Origin of the sequence: Cronobacter sp. JZ38, from assembly GCF_008932145.1 — a bacterium.
Classification (GTDB): Bacteria; Pseudomonadota; Gammaproteobacteria; order Enterobacterales; family Enterobacteriaceae; genus Cronobacter; species Cronobacter muytjensii.
In genome coordinates, this window is sequence record NZ_CP017664.1 from 41,878 (window position 1) to 60,689 (window position 18,812).

General features: G+C 57.5%; 21 protein-coding genes and 2 pseudogenes. 12 read left to right on the forward strand and 11 right to left on the reverse strand.

The genetic code is table 11. The features are described from left to right. Window positions 1-112 precede the first annotated feature (112 nt). Complete coding sequence (locus BJP61_RS21115; RefSeq protein ID WP_075192584.1) at window positions 113-832, forward strand: GntR family transcriptional regulator; 720 nt, start codon at window positions 113-115, stop codon at window positions 830-832. On the opposite strand, the gene BJP61_RS21120 is transcribed toward BJP61_RS21115, so the two are convergent. Then, window positions 820-2,019 (reverse strand): enolase C-terminal domain-like protein, encoded by a 1,200-nt coding sequence (locus BJP61_RS21120; protein WP_171999636.1) that lies wholly within the window; start codon window positions 2,017-2,019, stop codon window positions 820-822. The genes BJP61_RS21115 and BJP61_RS21120 overlap by 13 nt on opposite strands. Before the next feature lie 275 nt (window positions 2,020-2,294). Here BJP61_RS21120 and BJP61_RS21125 point away from each other — a divergent pair, with 275 nt between their 5' ends. From BJP61_RS21125 to BJP61_RS21140, 4 genes are all read left to right on the forward strand, one after another. Continuing rightward, the gene (locus tag BJP61_RS21125) at window positions 2,295-3,671 is read left to right on the forward strand and encodes a PTS transporter subunit EIIC (RefSeq protein WP_171999638.1); all 1,377 of its coding nucleotides are present in this window, start codon (window positions 2,295-2,297) and stop codon (window positions 3,669-3,671) included. Between the two features lie 161 nt (window positions 3,672-3,832). After that, window positions 3,833-4,609 carry an ABC transporter ATP-binding protein gene (locus BJP61_RS21130; protein WP_171999640.1) on the forward strand — a complete coding sequence of 259 codons (777 nt, stop codon included), beginning with the start codon at window positions 3,833-3,835 and terminating at the stop codon, window positions 4,607-4,609. 12 nt (window positions 4,610-4,621) lie between these two features. Beyond that, on the forward strand, window positions 4,622-5,581 hold the full coding sequence (locus tag BJP61_RS21135) for an ABC transporter substrate-binding protein (protein WP_171999642.1): 960 nt from the start codon (window positions 4,622-4,624) through the stop codon (window positions 5,579-5,581). Continuing rightward, complete coding sequence (locus tag BJP61_RS21140; RefSeq protein ID WP_075192632.1) at window positions 5,574-6,581, forward strand: iron ABC transporter permease; 1,008 nt, start codon at window positions 5,574-5,576, stop codon at window positions 6,579-6,581. Before BJP61_RS21135 ends, BJP61_RS21140 begins: the two co-directional genes overlap by 8 nt. Window positions 6,582-6,620: 39 nt before the next feature. On the opposite strand, the gene BJP61_RS21145 is transcribed toward BJP61_RS21140, so the two are convergent. From BJP61_RS21145 to BJP61_RS21165, 5 genes are all read right to left on the reverse strand, one after another. Then, window positions 6,621-7,442, reverse strand: coding sequence for an alpha/beta hydrolase (locus tag BJP61_RS21145; protein WP_171999644.1), 822 nt, complete (start codon window positions 7,440-7,442; stop codon window positions 6,621-6,623). Window positions 7,443-7,524: 82 nt separating this feature from the next. Next, window positions 7,525-8,250, reverse strand: coding sequence for a winged helix-turn-helix domain-containing protein (locus tag BJP61_RS21150; RefSeq protein WP_171999646.1), 726 nt, complete (start codon window positions 8,248-8,250; stop codon window positions 7,525-7,527). Beyond that, window positions 8,223-8,621: an amino acid-binding protein gene (locus tag BJP61_RS21155; RefSeq protein ID WP_161579466.1), complete on the reverse strand. Its 399-nt coding sequence runs from the start codon at window positions 8,619-8,621 to the stop codon at window positions 8,223-8,225. The genes BJP61_RS21150 and BJP61_RS21155 overlap by 28 nt, the downstream gene beginning before the upstream one ends. Further along, entirely contained in the window at window positions 8,614-8,937 is a 324-nt protein-coding gene (locus tag BJP61_RS21160) for an antibiotic biosynthesis monooxygenase (protein WP_171999648.1), read from the reverse strand. Before BJP61_RS21160 ends, BJP61_RS21155 begins: the two co-directional genes overlap by 8 nt. Window positions 8,938-9,480: 543 nt before the next feature. Continuing rightward, the gene (locus tag BJP61_RS21165) at window positions 9,481-9,870 is read right to left on the reverse strand and encodes a VOC family protein (RefSeq protein ID WP_171999650.1); all 390 of its coding nucleotides are present in this window, start codon (window positions 9,868-9,870) and stop codon (window positions 9,481-9,483) included. Window positions 9,871-10,337: 467 nt separating this feature from the next. Between BJP61_RS21165 and BJP61_RS21170 the strand changes: the two genes are divergently transcribed. Then, a complete protein-coding gene (locus BJP61_RS21170) occupies window positions 10,338-12,254 on the forward strand; it encodes a methyl-accepting chemotaxis protein (RefSeq protein WP_171999652.1) in 1,917 nt (638 codons plus the stop codon). Window positions 12,255-12,313: 59 nt separating this feature from the next. On the opposite strand, the gene BJP61_RS21175 is transcribed toward BJP61_RS21170, so the two are convergent. Both BJP61_RS21175 and BJP61_RS21180 read right to left on the reverse strand, forming a co-directional pair. After that, window positions 12,314-13,057 carry a MerR family transcriptional regulator gene (locus BJP61_RS21175; protein ID WP_075192594.1) on the reverse strand — a complete coding sequence of 248 codons (744 nt, stop codon included), beginning with the start codon at window positions 13,055-13,057 and terminating at the stop codon, window positions 12,314-12,316. Between the two features lie 232 nt (window positions 13,058-13,289). Then, window positions 13,290-14,507, reverse strand: coding sequence for a diguanylate phosphodiesterase (locus tag BJP61_RS21180; protein ID WP_075192634.1), 1,218 nt, complete (start codon window positions 14,505-14,507; stop codon window positions 13,290-13,292). 403 nt (window positions 14,508-14,910) lie between these two features. Here BJP61_RS21180 and ycgZ point away from each other — a divergent pair, with 403 nt between their 5' ends. The 4 genes and pseudogenes from ycgZ to BJP61_RS21200 form a co-directional block, all read left to right on the forward strand. Then, the gene (ycgZ, locus tag BJP61_RS21185) at window positions 14,911-15,150 is read left to right on the forward strand and encodes a regulatory protein YcgZ (protein ID WP_007670514.1); all 240 of its coding nucleotides are present in this window, start codon (window positions 14,911-14,913) and stop codon (window positions 15,148-15,150) included. Between the two features lie 164 nt (window positions 15,151-15,314). Continuing rightward, window positions 15,315-15,614, forward strand: coding sequence for a hypothetical protein (locus BJP61_RS21190; RefSeq protein WP_171999654.1), 300 nt, complete (start codon window positions 15,315-15,317; stop codon window positions 15,612-15,614). Window positions 15,615-15,655: 41 nt separating this feature from the next. Continuing rightward, complete coding sequence (locus tag BJP61_RS21195; RefSeq protein ID WP_083605376.1) at window positions 15,656-15,934, forward strand: biofilm development regulator YmgB/AriR family protein; 279 nt, start codon at window positions 15,656-15,658, stop codon at window positions 15,932-15,934. 122 nt (window positions 15,935-16,056) lie between these two features. After that, window positions 16,057-16,200: pseudogene (locus tag BJP61_RS21200) on the forward strand (metallophosphoesterase); the annotation flags it as partial. A gap of 72 nt (window positions 16,201-16,272) precedes the next feature. On the opposite strand, the gene BJP61_RS21205 reads toward BJP61_RS21200, so the two are convergent. Both BJP61_RS21205 and BJP61_RS21210 read right to left on the reverse strand, forming a co-directional pair. After that, entirely contained in the window at window positions 16,273-16,584 is a 312-nt protein-coding gene (locus BJP61_RS21205) for a hypothetical protein (protein WP_075192596.1), read from the reverse strand. 28 nt (window positions 16,585-16,612) lie between these two features. Then, a complete protein-coding gene (locus BJP61_RS21210; RefSeq protein WP_161580648.1) occupies window positions 16,613-17,209 on the reverse strand; it encodes a TetR/AcrR family transcriptional regulator in 597 nt (198 codons plus the stop codon). Between the two features lie 96 nt (window positions 17,210-17,305). On the opposite strand from BJP61_RS21210, the gene BJP61_RS21215 reads away from it, so the two are divergent. Next, window positions 17,306-17,629, forward strand: coding sequence for a darcynin family protein (locus tag BJP61_RS21215; protein WP_161580647.1), 324 nt, complete (start codon window positions 17,306-17,308; stop codon window positions 17,627-17,629). Between the two features lie 42 nt (window positions 17,630-17,671). On the opposite strand, the gene BJP61_RS21220 is transcribed toward BJP61_RS21215, so the two are convergent. Further along, window positions 17,672-18,010, reverse strand: coding sequence for a hypothetical protein (locus tag BJP61_RS21220; RefSeq protein ID WP_255485554.1), 339 nt, complete (start codon window positions 18,008-18,010; stop codon window positions 17,672-17,674). 17 nt (window positions 18,011-18,027) lie between these two features. Between BJP61_RS21220 and BJP61_RS21225 the strand changes: the two are divergent. Then, window positions 18,028-18,792 (forward strand): annotated as a pseudogene (locus BJP61_RS21225) (LysR substrate-binding domain-containing protein); the annotation flags it as partial. Window positions 18,793-18,812: the final 20 nt, after the last annotated feature.

Sequence of the window (18,812 nt, forward strand, 5' to 3'; positions counted from 1 at the left end):
GCTGGTGCCCCGCATGGTTATTCTCTTGCCCGAATGTTTTAACCGCTGAAAAAATTCCCGCATCAATGCTACCCTCACGCCTGCAGCGTTCGGTTTCACTCAGGTAAAGGTAATGAATAAAAAAGAGTTTGTGACGCAGGATTTACTCAGCAAAATTTACCAGGACACCACGCCTGGCCCGCGCAAGCTCTCGCCGGAGCGACAACTTGCCGAAGAGTATGGCGTCTCGCGCTTTACCATCCGCCAGGCGCTGGAAAAGCTGGTCAGCATTGGTGTGGTGCGGATTGTTCAGGGCTCAGGGGCATGGATTAACGAACAGGCGCGCAATAATCCGCTGGTCTATAACTCGATAACCGAAAAACGCTTTGATCAGATCCGCTACCGGATGTTGAGCCTGCATAAAAAGCGCCCGGACCGCGCGGCGCAGCAGATTTTTGGCATTGATGATGAGAGTTTTATCTGGCACTTCTGCCGCCTGCGCTTTGTTGATGATGCGCCTGTCCAGCTGGAGATCTCAAGCCTGCCGGTGGCGGATTTCCCGGATCTCAATCAGCACGCGATAGAGCATTCCATCCAGCAATATGTGCTGAGCAAGGGCCTGACGATTTCCCATATGCTCACCACCTACCGCGCCGTCAGTGTCAGCCGCGAACAGGCGGCGTTACTGGGCTGCAAGAAAGGCAGCCCGGCCATGCATATTCATAATCGCGGTATTCTGGAGGGCGGGCGCGTGTTCGAAGTGAGCGATATCATTGATATCAACTATACCTGCACGTACGTCATCCCGTATAACCGCGACACCTTAACCCGGCGTCAGAATCAGGGCGTATGAAGCGTGCCGTCCGGCAGACGGCTTTGCGTCCATTCATGAGGCCGATAGACACCCGGACAGGCCAGCGCCAGCTCCTCGTTGAACCCTACCCCCATCCCGGCATTCACTGGCGGATAGATAAAGCCCTCTTTCACTTCCGGCGCGCCAGGAAAAACGTTATCCGTCATGGCGGAGCGCGGGATGAATTCCTGAATGGCCGCGTTGTGCAGATGAATATTCAGATGCGTATTGACCGCCACGCCGATGGGCGTCATGTCGCCAGGGCCATGCCAGGCGAGGCGCACGCCAAACGCATGGCACAGATGCGCCAGTTTGAGCGCGGGCGTAATGCCGCCAATTTGTGAGATGTGGCAGCGAATAAAGTCGATACGGCGGTTCACGATAAGGTCATGCCATTCCGCCGGGTTATTGAAGAGCTCGCCCATCGCCAGCGGCACGCAGCTCTGCTGGCGCACCTGCTCAAGCCAGGCGCTTTGCTGGGGCGGTAAAATATCTTCAATAAAGTATGGCTGATAAGGCTCAAGCTGCTTTGCCAGCTGTACGGCCTGCTGCGGGAATAACCGCTCGTGTACGTCGTGTAAAAAATGCAACTTCCAGCCATATTTCTCGCGTAAGGCGCGGAACATCTCAACGGTGTTGCTCATATACTCCTGCTGATCGAACCATGCGCCGGGCGTCGGATTTTCCGGCGCATGCAGGCTGGATGGCGTGCCGCCGTAAAAACCGAGCTGGCAGCGGATATGGCGATAGCCCTGCGCGATCAGAGCCTCCACCGAGGCAAAGAGTTCTTCCAGCGTTTCGCCGCTGGCATGGCTGTATGCGGGGATAGCATCGCGGGATTTACCGCCCAGCAGCTGATACAGCGGCATACCGGCAAGCTGGCTTTTGATATCCCACAGCGCCATGTCGACGCCGGAAATCGCATTATTCATCACCGGGCCGTTACGCCAGTAGGCATTAACGTTCATCATCTGCCACAGGTCTTCAATGTTGTTCGCATCGCGGCCTGTCAGCAGCGGTTTCAGGTATTCCTCCACGAGGGTTTTTACCGCCAGCGGCCGCTGCTGGAACGTCGCGCAGCCGTGGCCCGTCACGCCCTGATCGGTCGTCACGCGTACCGTCACCAGATTATGTCTGTCGGGGCGAGTAATGAAACAGTCGATATTTTTTATAATCACAGGCGTCACGAAATAACTCCTTTGCGGCACTGTGGAACAGATGATGAGGAATATCATCACCCTAAAAATATTAACGGGTAAACCCTTTTTTCGATTATTTATTTTGGTCAGTTATTTCTTGCTAAATGAATTAATAAACCGTACCAATTCGCCATTAACCTTGATTACATTGCCTTACACAAGGCAAGTTGTGAGCCAAATCATCTTTTATTGGTTTGTTTTGTTAACAGTGTTTAATTATCCTCAGGGCAATACAATAACGACAACCTACGGCAGGAGTCTTTATGGGGACGCAAGAAGCCATCGATAATATTATTCGTCTGGTCGGCGGCCAGGCGAATATCAATAAAGTCTGGCACTGCATGACGCGGCTGCGCTTTGATTTAATTGATGATCAGAAAGTTGACCAGAATGAGATAAAAAAATTGCCTGGCGTGCTGGGCGCGCAGCTCCAGAGCGATCAGTTTCAGGTCATCATCGGGCCGAAAGTGAACCGCTGGTATGAGTACATGCTTAACGCGCTGGGCGCGGATCACACCCCGTCACCCGTCGCGACTAAAGGTCGTAAGGGCCTGATCTCGCTGTTTATGGATACCGTTTCGGGCGTGTTTGGCCCGATTGTCCCGGCGATTGCGGGCGCAGGGATGATCAAAGGCTTGCTGGCCGGTTTGATCGCGCTGAAGGTGGTGTCCGCGAAAAGCGATACCGTGGTGATTATCGACTTGATTGCAAGCGGCGTGTTCTATTTCCTGCCGTTTTTCCTTGCGGTATCGGCCGCGAAAATTTTTAAGGTGAATGAATATCTGGCGGCGGCCGTCGCGGCGTGTCTGATGTATCCGTCGCTGATTGAGGCCGCCAAAGCGCTCGCCGCGCATCAGGACGGGGCGGTCAGCGCCTTCTGGCTGCTCAATGCCATTCCCGTGTCGGTATTCAACTATTCGGCAAGCGTCATTCCGGTGATTTTCTCCATCCTGGCCCTGAGCTATATCCATCGCTGGGTGGACAGCATCATGCCGGACGTGCTGAAAACCGTGTTTACTCCCACGCTGACGCTGTTTATCGGCGCGCTGGCCGCGCTGGTGGTGATAGGGCCGATCGGCATCTGGTTAGGCAAAGGGCTGGCGCTGTTTATTGAAGGGCTGTTCAGCATATCGGCAAGTTTCGCCGGGCTGATTGTCGGCGCGATCCGCCCGGTCGCCGTGCTGACCGGCATGCATCACGCCATGACGCCGATTGCGCTGCAAAATTTCAGCGATCGCGGCTATGACATGCTGATGCCAATGATGTTTATGGCCAATATGGCAATTGCAGGCTCCACGTTCGCCATCTGGCGTCTGAGTAAAGAACGTCATGAGCGCACCGTGACGCTGTCTGCGGCGATCTCCGCGCTGCTGGGCATTACCGAACCGGCGCTGTTCGGCGTGCTGACGCGCTACAAAAAAGCGTTTATTTCCGCGACCATCGCCAGTTCGCTGGCTTCGGCCTTTATCGCTTTCTTTGGCGTGCGGCTGTACGGTTACATCCTGTCGAGCATTTTTAGCCTGCCTGCCTATATCGGCCCGTACTTTATCTTTGCCCTGGCGGGCGTCGCGATGGCGCTGGTTATCTCCTTTATCTTAACCACCCTGCTGGTAGGGAAAGAGCAGGTCGAACAGCCATAGCGCGCGTTTCGGACTCACGATAGTAGCGATCCCGAAGGGACGTCTCACGGCGTCCCTTTTCGTTTTCCCCGGCCCCGCCTTCTGTCGCCGCGCTTGAGCACCGCGCCCTGAACAGGTATTATCGCTTAATTGTTATATTATAACATAACAAAGGAAGCGCTATGAATGCTGTATCTGACGTTCTGCATATCACCGGGCTTACGCTGCGCTCGCGTGAGCAGGGGCTTATCCTGAACGATCTCAACGTCTCTGTGGGTAAAGGCGAAAAGCTGGCGGTCGTCGGGCCAAACGGCAGCGGTAAATCCACGCTGCTGCGCCTGCTGATTAGCGACGCGACGCCAGACGCGGGGCTGATTTTACTGGAAGGGCGGCCGCTTGAGGCGTTCTCGCCGACAGCGCGCGCCCGGAAAATCGCGTATCTCGCCCAGCATGACGCGCCGGACCCGCGGCTCACGCTTGAAGAATATGTCGCGCTCGGGCGCACGCCGTTTGCGGACAGCAAAAACGCGCGCCGCATCGTGGATGAGATCATCGAAGAGACCGGGCTCGCCGCGCTGCGCCAGCGCCTGCTGGGAACGCTTTCCGGCGGTCAGCGCCAACGGGCGGCGCTCGCAAGGGCGCTCGCGCAGTCGCCTGCGCTGCTTCTGCTGGATGAGCCGACCAATCATCTCGATCCGCCTGCCCGCGCGGCCCTGCTGTCGCTTGTGAAAAGCAAAGGCATCGCCGTCATCGCGGTACTGCACGATCTCGCCGCCATTGACGATTTCGCCGATCGGGTACTGGTGCTGCATCAGGGACGCCAGGTGGCCTGCGCCACGCCGGATATCGCCCTGCAAACATCCACCATTTTCCCGGTATTCGGCATGCAGAGTTTCAGCGTCCGGCACCCGCTGGACGGTCGTTCACTGCGTATTTTTGACGTTCCCCGTTGCGCTTAAACAGGTCAGCCAATGAAAAAACCGTTATTACTTTGTGTCACGCTGCTGGCGGCGCTGCCCGCCGTCGCCGCGGATTTTCCGGTCACCGTAGAGAGCTGCGGCCAGACGCTGACGTTTAATCGCGCGCCCGAGCGCGCCGTAATTAATGACATCAACATGGCTGAAATGGCCTTTGCGCTGGATTTGCAGGACCGCATTATCGGCCTGACGGGCATCACCGGCTGGTACAAACTGACGCCCGACTTTAAAAAGGCGATGGGCACAATCCCCGAACTGGCGCCGAAATACCCGTCGCTCGACACGCTGGTAGCGGCGAAGCCGGATCTTTTCTTCGCGGGCTGGAATTACGGCATGAAAGTGGGCGGCGACGTGACGCCGCAAACGCTCGCGCCGTTCGGCATCCGCACGTTTGTACTGAGCGAAAGCTGCGCGCAGGTGAGCGAAAAGCCCGCCAGGGCGACGATGGACTTGCTCTGGCGCGATGAGCTGGCGCTCGGGAAAATTTTCGGCAAACGCCACGAGGCGCAGGCGCTGGTGGACGGCTGGAAGCAACGGCTGGCGCAGATCCCCGCGCGGCCTGCGGGCCAGCAACCGCTGCGCGTGTTCGTGTATGACTCCGGCGAAGAGAAGCCCTTCACCAGCGGGCGCTACGCGATGCCGACCGCCATTATTGAGGCGGCGGGCGGCGTTAACGCGCTCGATACGCTCAAGGCCAGCTGGACGACAACCTCATGGGAAACCGTCGCGGCCAGCGCCCCTGAGTTTATTATTCTGCTCGATTACCAGAACGGCGCGGGAGCCGATGCGCTGCAACATTTTCTTGAGACGCACCCGCTGATGAAACAGACGCCCGCCGTGCGCCAGCACCGATACCTGAAGCTGCAATACGCCGAGCTGACGCCGGGGCCCGCCAACATTCATGCGGTGGAAAAACTGGCGCAGGCGATGTATGACGCGGGTCGACATGACTGACCGCACCCGGCGGTTTGTGCTCACCGTCATCATCGCCCTGGCGCTTTTGCTGACGCTGATGCTCTGGAGCCTGTGTCAGGGCGCGGTCCCCCTGAGCTGGCGGGAGGTCGCCGGCGCGTTACGGCTCGCGCCCTGGCCGGTCTCTGACATCACCGCGACCATCGTCACGACGCTGCGTCTGCCGCGCGCGCTGCTCGCCGCGCTCGCCGGCGCGGGCCTTGCCATGACGGGCGCGCTGCTGCAAACCACCACCCGCAACGATCTGGCCGATCCGTTTCTCTTTGGCCTCTCCTCCGGCGCGTCGGCGGGCGCGGTGCTGGTCATCACCCGTTTCGGCGATGCGCTGGGCGCTGTTACGCTGCCTCTGGCGGCGTTTGCTGGCGGGCTGCTTTCCGCGCTGGCCGTGATGCTGCTGTTTCGCGCCAATCGCCTGCGGCGCGCCGAGCAACTGATTGTCTGCGGGCTGGCGGTGTCGTTTCTGTTCAGCGCGCTCACCAGCTATTTGATTTTTTCAGGCGATCAGCGCGCCGCCAGCTCGGCGATCTTCTGGTCGCTCGGCGGGCTGGGGCTGGCGCGTTGGGAGAACCTGCCGGTGGCCGCGCTCAGCGTCGGGCTGCTGCTGGGTTTCACCGCCTGGCGCGCGCCCGCGCTCGACGGCCTGCTGGCGGGGGAGCAGACGGCGCATTCGATGGGCATTGACGTCTCACGGCTGCGCACCGCGACATTTATCTGCTGCGCGCTGGCGACGGCTCTGCTGGTGTCACTGACGGGCGTGATTGGCTTTATCGGGCTGATGGTGCCGCATCTGGCGCGGCGTATTGCAGGCGTGCGCCACGCGCGAGTGGTGCCGCTGTGCGGGCTGTTGGGGGCGGTGCTGCTGTGCGCCGGCGATATGTTAAGCCGCAGCCTGATTGCGAATCAGGAGTTGCCGGTGGGGATCATCACCGCGGGGCTTGGGGGCTTTTTTATTCTCGCTTTAGTGCTGCGCGGCGGGCGATAACCCCTGCGCAGGCCGCCTGGCCCGCGCAGGGAAGTCAAATTACAGCGATTTCAGGAACGCCAGCAGATCGTCGTTCAGCTGATCCTGATGCGTCACGGCGAAGCCGTGCGGCGCGTTGTCGTACACTTTCAGTTCAGCGTTGTCGATAATCTCCGCCGCCACTTTGCCGGTGGACTCAAACGGCACCACCTGGTCGTTGCTGCCGTGGATAACCAGCGTCGGCACGTCCACTTTTTGCAGGTCGCCACGGAAGTCGGTTTCCGAAAACGCGGTAACGCAGTCGATGGTACCTTTCAGCGACGCCAACAGCGCGATATTCAGCGTCTGGGTCAGCACGCCCTCTGAGACGGTCTGGCCCGCGTTGGTACCGTAGAACGGCGCAGCGAAGTCGCTGATAAACTGCGCGCGATCTTTGCGCAGGCCGTCGCGAATACCCTCAAACGTGGAGAGTTCCACGCCCTGGCTGTAATCGCCGATTTTGCCAAACACCGGCGTGACCGCGCCCAGCAGCACCAGCGCCGCGACGCGCGAGGTGCCATATTTACCGATATAGCGCGCCACATCGCCGCCGCCCATCGAGAAGCCCACCAGCGTCACGTCCTGCAGATCCAGCGCTTCCATCAAATCGTTGATATCAGATGCAAACGTATCGTAGTCATAACCATTCCACGGCTGATCGGAACGCCCGAAGCCGCGGCGGTCAAAGGCAATGGCGCGATAGCCGCGCTCCGCCAGGAAATTCATCTGGCTGTCCCACATGTCCGCATCCAGCGGCCAGCCGTGACTGAACAGCACAGGTTTGCCTGCGCCCCAGTCTTTGTAATAGATCTGCGTGCCGTCCTGCGTCTTGATTGTGCTCATCCGTCATTCCTCTTTTAGCGATGGTTCAGGGTTAAATGAGTATAGTGTTTGCATGACGGCACGATGAATTATCGGGGATTTTTCAGACCGTTAACGCGCTCTCAATACTGAAGAGCCGCTGTAGCGCCTCCCGGCCCGCCGCCGTGACGGTCACTTCCCGGTAACCGGGTATTCTTTCAAGCCAGCCGCGCTGCAAAAATAGCGTCAGCAGCGCCGCACCGGCATCGCCGCCCAGATGATACCGCCGTTCGCTCCAGTCGAGGCACGGGCAACACGCTTTGCGTTTCGGCTTCGGATTAAGCGGCACGCCGAGTGCGGCGAAGCGCTCGCGGCCTTCGGCAGTCAGCGCGTCGCCGGTGGGCGCCAGCCAGTTTTTTTCCAGCATAAACGCGTAGATTCGCACGGCGAGCTCACCGGCCAGATGGTCATAGCAGGTGCGTGCATGGCGTAAATGCCACGGCGTGCCGGTCGCCGGCATCCGGCGAGGGCTCATGGAGACGCCCATCAGGTTTTCCAGCAAACCGGCAATGTCATGGCCCGCCAGCCGGTAATAACGATGGCGGCCCTGAGAAAGACAGACAATCAGGCCGTGGTTCAGCAGCCGCGATAAATGACCGCTGGCGGTCGACGCCGCAATCTCCGCCACCGCGCTGAGTTCCGTGGCAGTCCACGCCCGGCCATCCATCAGCGCGCAGAGCATCGCGACGCGCGACGGGTCGGACATCGCCGCCGCCACGTTCGACATCGCCTGTTCGAGGCCTGACGCCTGCGCCTTTTCAGTCACGGGGTTTCGCTGTGGACTGCCCATTTTCTGGTTACCTTTTCAGCCTGCTCATTGTTATCGGTCAGAAGAATCAACCGGTTACTGTGATCGCTGTACTGCACAAGAATATTCACGCCGCCGCAGGCCAGCGCGTGGGCTATCTCACCCAGCTCGCCTGGTCGCGCCTGCGACAGTTTGCGTATAAGCGGCCGCGTGACGGCCTGCACCGTAAATCCGGCGTCCAGCAGAACCTGCCGTGCCCTGTCGCCCTCTTCCACCAGAAAGTGCGCGTGGCTCGCCGCTGCGACAGAAAAAACGCCGCCGCCCTCAAGCCCGATGCCGCTGCGGCCCAGAAGTGAGCCGAGCGCCGCCAGCGCGCCTGGGGTATTGCTGAGGATCACGTGAATATCATACATGTGAGTTATCCTTTGTATCAGATGAATAGTCACGCAGCATCCGGGCGACGCGGATACGGTAATGCGCAAAAATGCTCTCCCGCCCTTCCCGCTGTGCGGCCTGGTGCATCAGGTTGCCTTTCCACTGGCGCACCGCCTCTTCATTTTCCCACCACGAAAGTGACAGGATTTTTCCAGGCGTGGTGAGACTCTGAAACCGCTCAAGGTCAATAAACCCCGGCACATCCGCCAGGAGCGGCTTCAGCCCGGCGGCGAGATCCAGATAACGCTGCTGCGCGTGCGGTCGCGCCTGCGCTTCAAACAAAACGGCTATCATTGGCTTTCTCCATCACAAAACGTCGTTGCATGGTAAACCGATGAAAACACGATGCTTCGCCCGCGAGCGAAATATGCCTGCCGCAAAAAAGGGCGTCAGAAGTGCACTTTCGAATCACAAAGACCGCAGCGGAAGATATTCCGTTACCTGAGGCTGTCGAATAGTCGGCGGGCAGCGCCTTAAGCGCGACCCCGTCCGCGCCCGGATGGCGACCGATGGCGCGCAATCACAGCCGTTACACCGGCAGTTGCTCGCGACCGGCTATTGCGCCGTCGCGACGGAAGACGCCGCCACGCCGGTTGGGTTTATCAATGGGGTGAATATATTGCCGACGCGCAGTGCCGGAGCGTCTGGCTCGTCTGCCTGATGAAGAAGCGGCGCAGGGGGTTTCCCGCGCTGACCGCTGTGCGATGCGTCTTTCGGATACGGACGGCGTGTAAGCGCAGAGACTGTGTTATCGCCTGCGCTTCGGTGAGCATGCGCTTTATCAGGATCTACTGATGGTATAGCGTCTGCGTTAACGGCGTCGTCATGCGGTAAAATTTATTCCCACGCCCGGTTTTGCACAACCAGCCGATAACCGTCATGGTCCATCCAGGTGCGCCCGTTAATATCCCAGTACGGGTTAAACGAAGGCGTACTGATAAACCCTGCCTCTTCGAGCGATGCGCAAACGCGCTGCCATTCGGCGTTATCCGGATAATAGAGCACCAGTAAATCCTCATTGCCGGGGGAAGGGGCGACAGGATGATCGTGACAGACCGTAAATTCAAGATGCCAGGGCAAACCTTTACGCCCGAGCATGACGCCGCTAAAACCGGCGTGATCAGTAAACGCCGCCAGTTTTACAAGCCCCAGCCCCTGCGACCAGAGGCGGAACGATTTTTCCAGGTCCGTCACCGGTCTTGCGATACGCATATGAGTAAAAGCCATTTTCACCTCTTTTTATAATGAGCGTTCCGGACATCAGTGTATCTGCCCGGCAGTCCGCCATTTGTCGACAAAAGCTTTTTACCTCACGCCGTAAACCGGAGATTTCTATTCAGGCATATTACTTTTGCGGGAATTAGCACACTTCTATAAGGAGCACTCCGATAATAAAAGGTAATCAGGCTTATTGTTTTCACGCAAACCTTTATTACTTATGATAAACGCTCTCCTTTTGTTAATGCGATCACATTCAGGAAAGAATGTTAAATACGTAATGTAATGATTTTCAAGCCATCTGAAATTTACTGCTGATTTTCCCTGAATAAAATTTTCATTTTTGCCGATAACCCTTATGGAGTAACTCAACGATAACAGCCCTGACGCCTTAAATGCGCGCATATTATTGCGCCATAAATAAACGCGACGGCGCGTGTATCACGACAGCAGAGTGAGCAGCCGAGGAATCAACAATGACAGGTAAACCCGGTTTTTTAAAAAATCTTTCCGTAGCAGCAAAATTATTCGGCGGCTTTTCTGTACTCGTCGGTATTATTATCCTCTCGTCCGGGATTAACCTGAGTCAGCTTTCGGCTATCAGCGAGCACTCTGACAAAGAGCAACTGGTCAATCAAATCAGTAACGATTTAAATACCGCCAGACGTAACCGCCTGATGTATCAGGTCAGCCACGACGAAAAAGCCGCGCAGGAGAACCTGAATGCCATAAAACGAATGGCGGAGAAAATAGAAGATGGCGAACACTTCGCCTGGGAAAAAGATACCCGCCTGTTATTTACCGCGCTGGGCGAGACGGTAAAACAATATCACGACGTGCGAAATCAGTTTATTTCGCTGGAAAGTGCCACTATTGAGCAAAGCAGAAAAGTGCTGGAGGCTACCCGTCAGTCCACTTTTGATAACGTTTCTCAGACGCTGCGCAGCAGCGAGTCTTTATCAAGATCCAGCGTCAATCTGCTCTATTTTATTGAGAAAATTCGCGCGGACGCGGGCGTAATTGTCTCGTCGCGCGGTGCGGATGGGCAGCAGCAATTCAGCAATGATTTACAGCAGGCGCTCTCTTTACTGACCACGATAAAAAGCGAAAACGCCTCCGACATCGCCGGAACGGCCGATGCGCTCCAGTCGGCGCTTAATTCGCTCGACAGCGCGGTGGACGACTACAGCCTCGCCCTGAAAAACGCGAAAGCCGGGGCCGACGCCATGACTGTGGTAGCCGAGAAGTTAAATAACGCCACCAGCGAACTCGCGAAAATTCAGGCGGATAAAAGCAATGCCAAAATCGACCATGTCATGTACATCATGGTGATTGTCGCGCTCTGCGCGGTGGTGATCGGGCTCTTTATCGCCTGGCTTATCACCCGCCAGATGACCGCGCAGATCCGCTATAACCTGAGCGTTGCGGAGCGTATCGCCGCAGGCGACCTGACGGCAGTTATCGAAGCCGATTCCACCGACGAGCTGGGCCGCCTGAGCGCCGCGATGGCGACGATGAACCAGCGGCTGCGCGAGCTTATCACCCAGATTAAAGAGTCGGTGATTTACGTGGCTTCGGCATCGTCGCAGATTTCCATCGGCAACACCGATCTGGCGTCGCGTACCGAAGAGCAGTCGGCTGCCGTAGTGCAAACCGCCGCCAGCATGGAAGAGTTAACGTCGACCGTAAAACGCAACGCCGATAACGCCCGCGAAGCAAGCGCCCTTGCCCACACCGCAGCGCAGAACGCGCGCAGCGGCGGGCAGATTGTGTGGGACGTCGTTGAAACGATGGAGAACATTACCGACAGCTCTAACAAGATTAAAGACATTATCGCCGTGATTAACGGTATCTCTTTCCAGACCAACATCCTGGCGCTCAACGCCGCGGTGGAAGCCGCGCGCGCCGGTGAACAGGGGCGCGGGTTCGCCGTGGTCGCCGGTGAAGTCAGAACGCTGGCAAGCCGCAGCGCGCAGGCCGCAAAAGAGATTGAGGGGCTGATTCAGGAATCGGTGGCGCGCGTCAGCTCCGGCTCCGCGATGGTCAACAAAGCGGGCGAAACCATGAAAGATATTGTCTCGTCCGTGGAGGGCGTCAGCGGGATCATGACGGAAATCTCTCACGCGTCTGACGAGCAGAGCCGCGGGATAGATCAGATAAGCAAAGCCGTCAGCGAGCTGGATTCCACCACCCAGCAGAACGCCGCGCTGGTTCAGGAGTCATCCGCCGCCGCCGCGTCGCTGGAGCAGCAGGCCGGCGAGCTGTCGCAGCTGATTTCACTCTTTAAGCTTGGCGACAGCATCCAGAAAAAGCCGGCGGCGAAAGCGGCAGCCTCGCACAGCCCTGCTCGCACGCTCGCCGCAGACGGCGCCGGAGACTGGGAGACGTTTTAAACATTGAGGTGAACCGCATAAAAAAGCCCGGCTGTGCCGGGCTTTTTTTGCTGACCGGCTTACGCCTGTTCTTTATCGGAAAGAAAGGTAATGGCGAAGCCCTGCGCCTGCCAGTGAGAGACGCGCTCCAGCTGTCCGTCCGACAGCGGCTCGTCGGTCCAGACAAAAAAGTGCTGGTTCGGGAACAGCTCCGGGTGCGGCAGGTCGAGCGGCTCTGCCAGCACGTCGATGTGCCAGCCCTGGTGGGCCAGCCGACAGGCTTCAAGCCACAGGCGGGCGCGGTCTACCGTGCCCCAGCCCATTAATAGCGCTTCTTTGGTGGTTTTCTTACGCGCCTCGGCGAGAAAGAGCGTGGCGTATTCAATCAACGCGCCATCCATCAGGCTGCGCATGGAAGGCGCGGTGTATTGGTCAAGACCCAGACGACGGCGCACCGGCAAAAAGACATTATCGATAAGCCCGTCTACCGCATTTTCGCGCACCAGAGCCGTGAGCTTGGCGCGCAGCGTCGCCGGACGCACCTGACGCAACACCGCCATCATCTCTTCCTGCAGTACTTTCCACGCCTCTGGCGCCACGACAACGTCTTTATCCAGCAGGGCTTTGACTTTCCCCACGGGCACGCCGCTTTTGACCAGACGCTTTATTTCTTCGATACGCTGAATGTCGTCTTCATCGAACTGGCGGTGACCACCCTCGCTGCGTTGGGGTTTAAGCAGGCCATAGCGCCGCTGCCAGGCTCGCAGCGTCACGGGGTTAATCCCGCACCGTTCTGCTATCTCGCCAATGCTGTAAAACGCCATAGGATCTTCACTCACGATCAAAACCGACACAGGAATCTCTCAAAAATTTAACTCTACATAGCTTGTACAATTTTTAGTAATTGTACAACCGGGAAGTTAATTTAAGAGCCACGGGCGGATAAGGGTATGAAGTCCGGTCGTGATGAGCAATAAAAAAGTGTACAGGAAAGAGGTAAAATCACGCAGAGAGGGCGCATGCGGTTAAACATGCGCCACAGGGAAAGAGCGGCGCTTACAGGCCGAATTTTTTTTCAGGCCAGGCCACGGCCGGGATGCCGCCAAACGCCGGTTTAGCGAACAGATGCCCCTGAAAGAGCGTAATGCCTGCCGATTCCAGCCACATCCACTCTTCGGCTTTCTCTACGCCGACCGCGGAAATGGCGATTTCCAGCGACGCGCAGCACTTAATCAGCGCCTGAACGATAGCCTGCCGCGGCCCGCTTTTATGCACATCGCGAATGAGATCGCGGTTGATTTTGATGCGGTCCGGCTGGAATTGCGCCAGCAAGAGCAGGCCGGCAAAGCCCGCGCCAAAATGATCAATCGCCACGCGAAGGCCCGCCGCTTTTAGCTGGCGAATCGCGCCGGTGAATTCATCCAGCCGCGAGATAACTTCGCTTTCGGTAAACTCCACAATCACCTGATCCGGCACCAGGCCATTCGCCTGAATCTCCTGCACCAGAAAATCTACCGCGTCAGGAATGGTAACGAGCGTCATCGGCAGCAGGTTTACGCACAGCGTCTGCTGGCCAATATTGAGCGCGCCCGCCATGGCAAAGGCCGTTTTCTTGCTGTGCAAATCAGCCTCATACAGCGCCGCGCCCTGCAATCCCTCAAAAAACGCCTGTGGCGGCGCGCCATCCGGCGTGCGCAGCAGCGCTTCAAGCGACACCACTTCACGGGCGAGCGGATCGATAATCGGCTGGAAGGCGAAGCTGCAATCAGTATGCACACCGGTCGTCGCCGGTGCCTGAACGCCATCGTCTTCGGTAATAAAATCCCAGCTGTCGCCCGGCGGGATCTCGAAATAGTTTTCTTTTTCCGTCGCTTCGACAAAGGTCTGGAAGAACTGCAATGCGCGATCGCCATAGACCAGCTGATATTTCGAGGTGCCTTTATTCAGCACATGCTGAAGCACTTCGTCGCGTTCATAATCGCGTAAATCAAACAGTTCCATGCCGGATTTGCCAAAGCGGCGCGACGGCGCATAGTCGTACAGCAGCTCCACAAGGTTGTAATGACGCGTATCGGCACAAATCGCGCGGTAGATAGATTTCACGCTCTCTTCCGGGCCTTCAAGAAGCTGGAAGAAGTGTCTGCCATTAAAAAGCAGAATGCCTGTTACATCGGCCTGCCCGTTTTTATTGTTCGCTGCCGCTACCATCTCTTCCAGCACGGTGACCGGAACATCGTCGCAGATATGGCTGCGATAAATTATGGTTGTGAGCATCATACATCCCGTGAATAGGTGAATAAGCCGCCACCTTAGCAGATGACCCGGCGAGCGTCTCGAAATGATTACGTTTTACAGACAGATAAGAACAAATAAGGTGAGCGACGTTTTTGTACAGGTTGCGGCATCCGCAGGCGGAAATTTTCACATCATGCTTACGTTTTCGCTTTCCTGTACAACCTGGAATGCTCAGATCAGAGGATAAAAATGCAATTTCTGTACAGAATTATCTGCAAAAGAAAAATAATTACAAATGTAAGCATTTGATAAAGATAGGAATGATCATCATTCAATCAAAAGCGTGACAACAACTTATACAAAAAGGGTGTACAAGATTCATGTAATTAGTATACTGCTAACTATTCCTTGCGTAGTTACGAAATTTTAACAGGAGTGACATATGCGTCAGAACGGTTATATCCCGGATACAGCTAATGCCATTGCCCGATACTTTGATAAAGCGGCTCTGCCAACTCAGCAAGAAACCTTAGGGCAAATCGTGGTAGAGATTCTGCGCGATGGTCGTCTCCTGAACAAAAAAAGTATTTGTACCAAATTGCTTAGTCGTCTCGAAATGGCTTCCAGCGTTGAAGAAGAAAGTCACTACCAGACGCTGATCGGTCTGCTTTTCGATCGCTAACACCAGGGCGTTTTACCGAACACGTTTCCTGATGATTAAGTCAATTCTGGCGGAGGATATTGCAGGCCTTAGCACAGCCTGACAATTTTCAGTGGCAGGACGCCACCGGAAAAGTTGTAGCCCGTGCGTGTGGCGCGGGACATGCGGCATTCAGAGACGCATTTATGAACAGAAGTGAAAAAGATCAACTGACAGATGAAATCATCGGAGAGGCCGTACTGTCTCTCCTGAGAGAAAAAGGCCCCATCAATATGCGGGTCCTCATCGCGCGTTTGCGCTCGATGGAAACCAGCGAGTCGGATGCTCAGCGACGCGAGGCCATTGCACGCGTGATTACTGAGATAAGCTCGACGACGGTTTCCGGACGGCGCAACGGCGCACATGAGCGCAAGGAGTGGAATGGCGACAATGTCCGTTCCCTGTTTGGCGATAGTCAGTCGCCAGACGGCACTAAAAAACACTGACTATATACAGCAACTTTCAAAATACTATACGGTGCCAGTCAATGAGCCAGGTAATGCTTAACCCCACTGATGTACAGGCAGAGCTGCCCGATACGACACTGTCTGAATATTTTCGTAACGCTGGCGATTTGCTGGCGCAGGAAGCCGCTCTGCTGGGCGCGGTTGTCAGCAATATCCTCGCCACCGACGGTCACCTGACTCATAAAGCGATTATTTTGCAACTCATCGGTATGCTGGAAACCACAGACGATGTGGTCATGGCTGATGTCATGCGCAAAACGCTGGAAATCGTCGTCGACCATACGCTCGACGATATCTGACGCCTGATTATTCCTTCAAAAGCCAGCCCGTCTCTCACCGGCTGGCTTTTTTATTGGTGTCGCGCCCTCCTCCCTCTTCTGCCATTCCTGAAGCAAGAAACCGCCAGGCCAGAGCGCAAACCATGATAGTCGCACAGCTTTCTGATATTCACGCCGCACCGGATAACGACCCTCTGTCGCGTTTTGACAACGCGCTGGCATGGCGCGCCCCGCTTGCCCCCGATGTGCTGGTGCCAAGCGGCGATCTGACCGATGACAACTGGCGTAGCCGCCCGCCCTTATGATCCATCGCTATGATAACGGCGCGCTGGCGAGCCATTTTATCAGCGTCTCGCCGGTTACAGCGGCGTAATGGCCTGCACCTCATGCTGGAACACGTACGGGTCGGAGAGCAGTTCAAACTGTTCATCGTCCGGATACGTCACCGCGACCTGATAATCCTCCCCGGCGAACGCTTTGATAGCGTTCAGATCGTCCCACCAGGTCGCAAGAAAGAAATGCGCCCAGTCGCCCTGCGTTTCATGGCGCACAAACGCGCCCCGGTTGCCCGGCGTGCGCTGCGCATGCTCAACGCCGGTTTTCTGCAAATGGAGCGCAAAGCCGTCGGCGTGTTCGCGCGGCACGCAGCCGTGCCAGGTTCTGACAATCATTTCTCTCTCCTGTGGTAAGTGGTTAACGTCACGCCGTTTCTGGCGCAGGCCAGCCGAGATAGCCAAAAACGGCGCGTTCAATGCGGCGCTTCAGCGCGCAGCCGTCGCGCTCATCCCGCCGGACAGCCATGGCGATCATCCCCTGCGCCAGCGCGATAACATCCCATGCGGTCGCCTCATCCCGCTGGATGACCGCCATCACACCGCGGTGAATCGCCGCCAGCGTCTCCTGCTGATGGCGCGCAAACGCCGGCGCCGCCTCTTCGCCATCCAGCGCGGCAGCAAGCGCAGGCCGCGCAAAGTCGTACTCCACGGCGGCGTGGATCATGCCCGTAAGCCGTTCCGCCGCCGTCTGGCGCGTGGCTGCCGCGCTGAATGCCGCGATAAGCTGCGCGTGTTCACGCGCCACCAGCGCCGCCGTTAAGGCGCGCCGGTTCGGGAAATACTGATACAGCGAACCAATGCTGACGCCCGCGATTTCCGCCACGGCATTCGTGGTGCAGGCCGTCGGGCCTGTGCGCTCGAAAATGCGAGCCGTCGCCTCGATAATCGCGTCTACCAGCGCCCGTGAGCGTGCCTGACGCGGTATTTTGCGCGGCGCAAGCGCCGGACCGTAAAGGTGCATAAAACGCGAGTCCCTGAATAAAACATGTCCCGATATCATAACGACCTCGCCGTAACCCCACATCTACAAGCATTAATAGTTTTCAGGGAGACCATAATGAACCGTGCCGCCACAGAATCTGTGACCCTTTTTATGCTGGTGAAAGCCAACCGCAGCTGGCTCAGCGCCAGCGCCGATGAGCGTCAGCGCAACATCGCCACGTTTCTTTCGCCATTACTGGCGCAGTACCGCGGCGCGCTGACGCTGCGCTATTTCGACACTGAATTTTACTCAGCGCGCATTTCCGATATCTGGATCTGGGAGGCGGCCAGCCACGCAGTCTGGCAGGCGTTTAGCGAAGCCCTGCGCGATACCCCGTTCTGGAACGACTTCTTCGAGATCAAAGAAATCCTTCAGGGCGTCGAGGCGCAGCATCTTTAGCGCGGCCTGTCACTTCAGCCGTTGCGTTTGCAGCGGCGCTCTTTAAAAGGGCGGCGAGTGCGGGCGCGCCGCGCGAAGGGTTTTCCACACGATCACGGCGCAAAGCAGCGTCAGTATGGCCAGCAGATCGCACAGCTGCAGATACGCATGATTCAGGCTCCGGTGCAGTTGCGCCTGCGACACCTCCGGCAGCAGCGCCTGCGCCTGCTGAAGATTGCCGGAGCCAAGCCAGGTGGCGGCGCTCGCGATCGTTCCGGGCGAATAACCCGGGAGAGTCACGGCCAGCGTATGCTGACAGGCTGTCGCGAGAAACGCCATTACACAGACCAGCGCCACGCCTTCGCCTGCCACGCGCACGGTGTTAAACAGTCCGGCCGCCATGCCCGCTTTCTGCACCGGCACGCCGAAGCGTGAGCCTGACCAGTGAAGGCGAGAAGCTGCTGGCGCGCTGCCGCCCGGCGCTTGAACAGTTGCGTGAGGCGGAAGCTGAACTGACCTCCTCCACGCAACGTCCCTCCGGCAAGCTGCGGGTGTCGCTGCCCACCATCGGTTATCACCTGCTGATGCCCTTTTTCCCGGCATTCGCGGCGCAATATCCCGATATCGACACAGAGCTGGATTTCAGCGACAGGCTGGTGAATCTGGTAGAGGAAGGGTTTGATGTGGCGATCCGCAGCGGCGAAATGGCGGATTCGCGCCTGACCGCCAGAACGCTTGGCCATTTCCGTTTCGTACTCTGCGCAAGCCCCGCCTACCTTGCCATCCATGGCGAACCCCGCTCGCCCGACGCGCTGAAACAGCACCGCTGTATCCTGTTTCGCTTTCCGTCCACCGGGCTCATCCAGCCGTGGGAGCTGGCCGGGTTTCAGCTCACAGGCGCGCATCAGGCCCGCGCGGCGCTGACGGTCAATAATATCGAAGCCATGATCCGCGCGGCCGCCGCAGGACTTGGGATCTGCTATGTGCCAGATTTTATCGTCACCACGATGCTCGCTCGCGGCGAGTTAGGCGAAGTGATGCCGGGGTACTGCGAGCGCACAGGCACGTTCTCCGCGCTCTGGCCCACCAGCTGCTATCTTTCTCCCCGCATCCGGTGTTTTGTCGATTTCCTGAAAACGCACTGGGACATGGCGCAGGCGCCAGCGTCGCCGCGCTGCCCGTGAAACGCCCTCCTGCGTGGCGT